We start from the raw sequence: 4,334 nt of genomic DNA on the forward strand, positions 1-4,334 counted from the left end.
GGCGGGGTGCTGCCGCCGATGTTCACCGATGCGCCCCAGGTGGTGGCGCGGATCAATCGGGGCCTGGCGCGCATCCCGCCGCACGCCGGGCGCGTGTACACGGCGCTGGCGGTGGACACGCGGCAACTTGCCTTGCTGGAGGTAGGACAGACGCTGTACAGCGACAGCTTCCTGGTGGCCAGTGGTGACCGTGGCCGTGCGGTTGCAGCGGTGGCCAGGGCCGGGGACGGACCGCAGGGTGCGTCCACCGTGCTGACCCTGGAGATGCAGCACCATGCCCACCCGACGGGCTTGATTTCGCTGCAGGACGAAGCGCAGGTGCTGATCGGCAACAACGTCCTGTTCAAGGTCATCGGCAAATCGCCAGGCGAACTGCACCTGGAAGAACTCAGCCCGACCCGGCAGGCCATGGGGAAGCTGGGCGCGCAACCCCTGCATTCGGTACCCCTGCGGGGCACCTGAAAAAACGAAAAGGCGGGCATTGCCCGCCTTCCCGTATCACTTCACCGCAGGACAATCAGGTCAACGCAATCGACTTGTTCTTGCGCTCAGCCAGGCGCTTTTCCAGGTAGTGGATGTTCTGCCCACCGGCCTGGAAGCCCTTGTCCCGCATGATGCGCTGCTGCAGCGCCACGTTGGTCTTGATCCCGTCCACCACCATTTCGCTCAACGCCACGCGCATGCGCGCAATGGCCGTTTCCCGATCCGGCCCGTGCACGATCAGCTTGCCGATCATCGAGTCGTAGTTCGACGGCACGCGGTAGCCGGCATAGATGTGCGTATCCACGCGCACACCGGGACCACCGGGCGGATGGAACGCGGTGATCAGGCCCGGGCTCGGCACGAAGGTTTCGGCATCTTCGGCGTTGATGCGGCATTCGATCGCATGGCCGGTGAGCACCACATCGCTCTGCTTGATGCTGAGCTTGTGGCCGGCGGCGATCTTCAGCTGCTCCACCACCAGGTCGATGCCGGTCACCATTTCGGTTACCGGGTGCTCCACCTGGATGCGGGTGTTCATTTCGATGAAGTAGAAGCGGCCGTCTTCGTAGAGGAACTCGAAGGTGCCCGCGCCGCGGTAACCGATGCGCACGCACGCTTCGGTGCAGACCTTGCCGATCTCTTCGCGCTGTTCGGCGCTGATGCCCGGTGCCGGCGCTTCTTCCACCACCTTCTGGTGGCGGCGCTGCATGGAGCAGTCGCGCTCACCGAGGTGGATGGCGTTGCCCTGGCCATCGGCCAGCACCTGGATTTCCACGTGGCGCGGATTCTCCAGGAACTTCTCCATGTAGACCTCACCATTGCCGAACGCGGCCTTGGCCTCGCTCTTGGTGGTTTCAATGGAGGTCTTCAGCGAGGCCTCGGCATGCACCACGCGCATGCCGCGCCCGCCGCCACCACCAGCAGCCTTGATGATGACCGGATAGCCGATCTCACGGGCGATCTTGGTGTTGGCCACGATGTCCTCGCCCAGCGGGCCGCCCGAACCCGGCACGCACGGCACGCCGGCGGCCTTCATCGCGCGGATCGCTTCGACCTTGTCACCCATCATGCGGATGGTGTCGGCCTTGGGGCCGATGAAGATGAAGCCGGATTCTTCCACGCGCTCGGCGAAGTCGGCGTTTTCCGACAGGAAACCGTAACCCGGGTGGATGGCCTGGGCATCGGTGACTTCCGCCGCCGCGATCAGCGCCGGAATGTTGAGGTAGCTCTGCGGCGACGGCGCCGGACCGATGCAGACCGACTCGTCGGCCATGGCCACGTGCTTGAGGTTGCGGTCGACCGTGGAATGCACGGCCACCGTGCGGATGCCCAGGGTATGGCACGCGCGCAGGATGCGCAGCGCGATCTCCCCTCGGTTGGCAATAACGACTTTGTCGAGCATGGACGGATCCTTAGCCGATCACGAACAGCGGCTGGTCAAATTCGACCGGAAGGCCGTTTTCAGCCAGGATGGCCACGATGGTGCCGGAAGCATCGGCTTCGATCGGGTTGAACATCTTCATCGCTTCGATGATCGCCAGCGTTTCGCCGGCCTTGACCTGCTGGCCGATGGTGACGAAGGCCGGCTTGTCCGGTGCGGACGAGGTGTAGAACGTGCCGACCATCGGCGAGCGCAGCACGTGGCCTTCCGGCAGCGCCGCAGCCGGCTTGGCGGTACCGCCGGTGGAGGCTTCGGTCGGCGACTGCATCGGCATCGCCTGGGCGGCCGGCTGGGTCGGGGCCGGGGCCGGGGCCATCATCATCTGCGGCTGGGCCTGCACCATGCCGTAGCCCGACACCGGGGCGCGCGACAGGCGGACGGATTCTTCGCCTTCCTTGATTTCGATTTCGGCAAGGTTCGACTCTTCCAACAGGTCGATCAGCTTCTTGATTTTGCGGAGATCCATAGGGGCCTCTGGTGTTTGATGTCAGTGTGGTGGGAAGCGCGGAGCGCTCGGGTCAATGAGGTTTCAGGTGGCGGCCAGCCGCACCAGCGCCGCGTCCATCGCGTAGCGGTAGCTGTCGGCGCCAAATCCGCAGATCACGCCGACCGCCTTGTCGCTGAAGTAGCTGTGCTGGCGGAACGGTTCGCGGGCGTGCGGGTTGGACAGGTGGATTTCGATGAACGGCACATCCACCGCCGCCAGCGCATCGCGCAGGGCGACCGAGGTGTGGGTGAACGCAGCCGGATTGATCAGGATGAAGGTGGTACCGTCGGTACGGGCAGCCTGCACCCGGTCCACCAGCACGTGCTCGGCGTTGGACTGCAGGCTTTCCACCGCGTGCCCGGCGCCCTGCGCCTGGGCCAGCAGGGCCTGGTCGATCTGCGCCAGCGTGGTGTGCCCATACACGCCCGGCTCGCGCGTACCGAGCAGGTTGAGGTTGGGGCCATGCAGGACCAGCAGTTTCGCCATGGGTGCCACGCAACGAGAAAGGGCGGAGTCTGGCGGAACTGGTGGATCGTGTCCAGTTCGGCGAAGTTACGGGTGTTTCAAGCAGTCGTTTGAATCTCTGGCAGATCGCTTGGGGCGCGGGCGATGTCGCACCTCGACCGCCGCAGATGCCGCCTCAGCGTTCCGTTCATGGCACTGGTGTTCCGGGAGAGCGATATTACCTTTAGTAGGTAACGTCACTCTGGGAGCAGTCCCCATGCACAGCCTGATCGTAGTTGCCCACCCCGAACCCGGCTCACTCACCCACGCGGTGGCGAGCCGGATCGGCGACGCTATACTTGCCGCCAGCACCGGCAACACGGTGGAGATCGCCGACCTTGCTGCGGAGGGCTTCGACCCCCGCTTCAACCAGGCCGACAACGCCTTGTTCCGCCAAACCGCAGCGCCGCCGGAGGATGTGGCCGCCGAACATGCCCGGATGGATCGGGCGGACGCGCTGGTGCTGGTCTATCCACTGTACTGGTGGTCATTCCCGGCGCTGCTCAAAGGCTGGATCGACCGCGTGTTCACCCAGGGCTGGGCCTATGCCGAGAGTCCGGATGGCAAGGTGGTCAAGAAGCTGCAGCGCCTGCAGGTGCACCTCGTGGGACTGGGGGGCGCGGACGCGGCCATGATCGAGCGGCGTGGCTACGGCACCGCGATGAAGACGCAGATCGACATGGGCATCTTTGATTACTGCGGCGCACGCGTGCAGTCGTCCACGCTGCTGCTGGAATCGGACAGCGGTTCCGCAGAAGCGCACCTGCGCACCGCGGCGGACATCGGCCGTACCATTGGCGCGTCTGCTGCTGCCTGACCGACCCTTCCAATGCCCGCACGCCACGAACCGCCCCGTCGCCGCATGCCGCGCGAACAACGCGCGCGCCAGTTGCTGGATGTGGCGTGGGCGCTGGTGGGCGAAGAGGGAACCGATGCGCTGTCGCTCGGGCGCCTGGCCGAAGCTGCCGGTGTCACCAAGCCGGTGGCCTATGACCACTTCATCACCCGCAACGGCCTGCTGGCTGCGCTCTATCAGGACTACGACCAGCGCCAGACTGCGGTGTTTGAAGCGCGCATCGGCAAGGCCAAGGCTCGGTTGAAGGATCGCGCCCATGCCATTGCCGGTGGCTACATCGACTGCGTGCTGTCGCAGGGCAGCGAGATCCAGGGAATCCTCGCTGCCCTCGCGGGGTCACCCGAGTTGATGGAGGTGAAGCGGCGGTACCAGCAGGAGTTCATCGCCAAGTGCGCGGAATGGGTGGGTGGCTTTGCCACCGGCAGCGAAGTACCAGACGCGGGCTACTGGGCGATCCTGGGCGCGGCGGGGTCGCTCTCCGAAGCGGTCGCCGCCGGGGCGGACCCGCAGGGCCTGCCTGACCCGCCCTGGCGTGACCAGCGCAGCCTGGTGGTGCTGGCCGC

6 protein-coding genes are annotated in these 4,334 nt (G+C 65.7%); 3 read left to right on the forward strand and 3 right to left on the reverse strand.

All coding sequences use genetic code 11. The annotated features are described in order from the left end of the window. A partial coding sequence (locus KVS69_RS17930; protein WP_217539351.1) for a hypothetical protein occupies positions 1-462 on the forward strand: 462 nt, incomplete at its 5' end. Between the two features lie 55 nt (positions 463-517). Here the strand turns inward: KVS69_RS17930 and accC are convergent. From accC to aroQ, 3 genes are all read right to left on the reverse strand, one after another. Continuing rightward, positions 518-1,885 carry an acetyl-CoA carboxylase biotin carboxylase subunit gene (accC, locus tag KVS69_RS17935; RefSeq protein ID WP_068854222.1) on the reverse strand — a complete coding sequence of 456 codons (1,368 nt, stop codon included), beginning with the start codon at positions 1,883-1,885 and terminating at the stop codon, positions 518-520. A 10-nt stretch (positions 1,886-1,895) separates the two neighbouring features. Next, positions 1,896-2,390, reverse strand: a complete 495-nt coding sequence (accB, locus tag KVS69_RS17940; protein WP_217539353.1) for an acetyl-CoA carboxylase biotin carboxyl carrier protein — start codon at positions 2,388-2,390, stop codon at positions 1,896-1,898. A gap of 63 nt (positions 2,391-2,453) precedes the next feature. Further along, complete coding sequence (gene aroQ, locus KVS69_RS17945; protein ID WP_217539355.1) at positions 2,454-2,897, reverse strand: type II 3-dehydroquinate dehydratase; 444 nt, start codon at positions 2,895-2,897, stop codon at positions 2,454-2,456. A gap of 235 nt (positions 2,898-3,132) precedes the next feature. On the opposite strand from aroQ, the gene KVS69_RS17950 reads away from it, so the two are divergent. Together KVS69_RS17950 and KVS69_RS17955 are read left to right on the forward strand one after the other, a co-directional pair. Further along, a complete protein-coding gene (locus tag KVS69_RS17950; protein ID WP_217539357.1) occupies positions 3,133-3,732 on the forward strand; it encodes an NAD(P)H-dependent oxidoreductase in 600 nt (199 codons plus the stop codon). 12 nt (positions 3,733-3,744) lie between these two features. Further along, a partial coding sequence (locus KVS69_RS17955) for a TetR/AcrR family transcriptional regulator (protein WP_217539368.1) occupies positions 3,745-4,334 on the forward strand: 590 nt, incomplete at its 3' end.

Origin of the sequence: Stenotrophomonas sp. GbtcB23 (assembly GCF_019091045.1) — a bacterium.
GTDB lineage: Bacteria > Pseudomonadota > Gammaproteobacteria > Xanthomonadales > Xanthomonadaceae > Stenotrophomonas > Stenotrophomonas rhizophila_A.

What these genes read in the sequence shown, in the direction of transcription:
- accC (WP_068854222.1), bottom strand. Translation starts at nt 1,885, where the DNA reads ATGCTCGACAAAGTCGTTATTGCCAACCGAGGGGAGATCGCGCTGCGC.
- accB (WP_217539353.1), bottom strand. Translation starts at nt 2,390, where the DNA reads ATGGATCTCCGCAAAATCAAGAAGCTGATCGACCTGTTGGAAGAGTCG.
- aroQ (WP_217539355.1), bottom strand. Translation starts at nt 2,897, where the DNA reads ATGGCGAAACTGCTGGTCCTGCATGGCCCCAACCTCAACCTGCTCGGT.
- KVS69_RS17950 (WP_217539357.1), top strand. Translation starts at nt 3,133, where the DNA reads ATGCACAGCCTGATCGTAGTTGCCCACCCCGAACCCGGCTCACTCACC.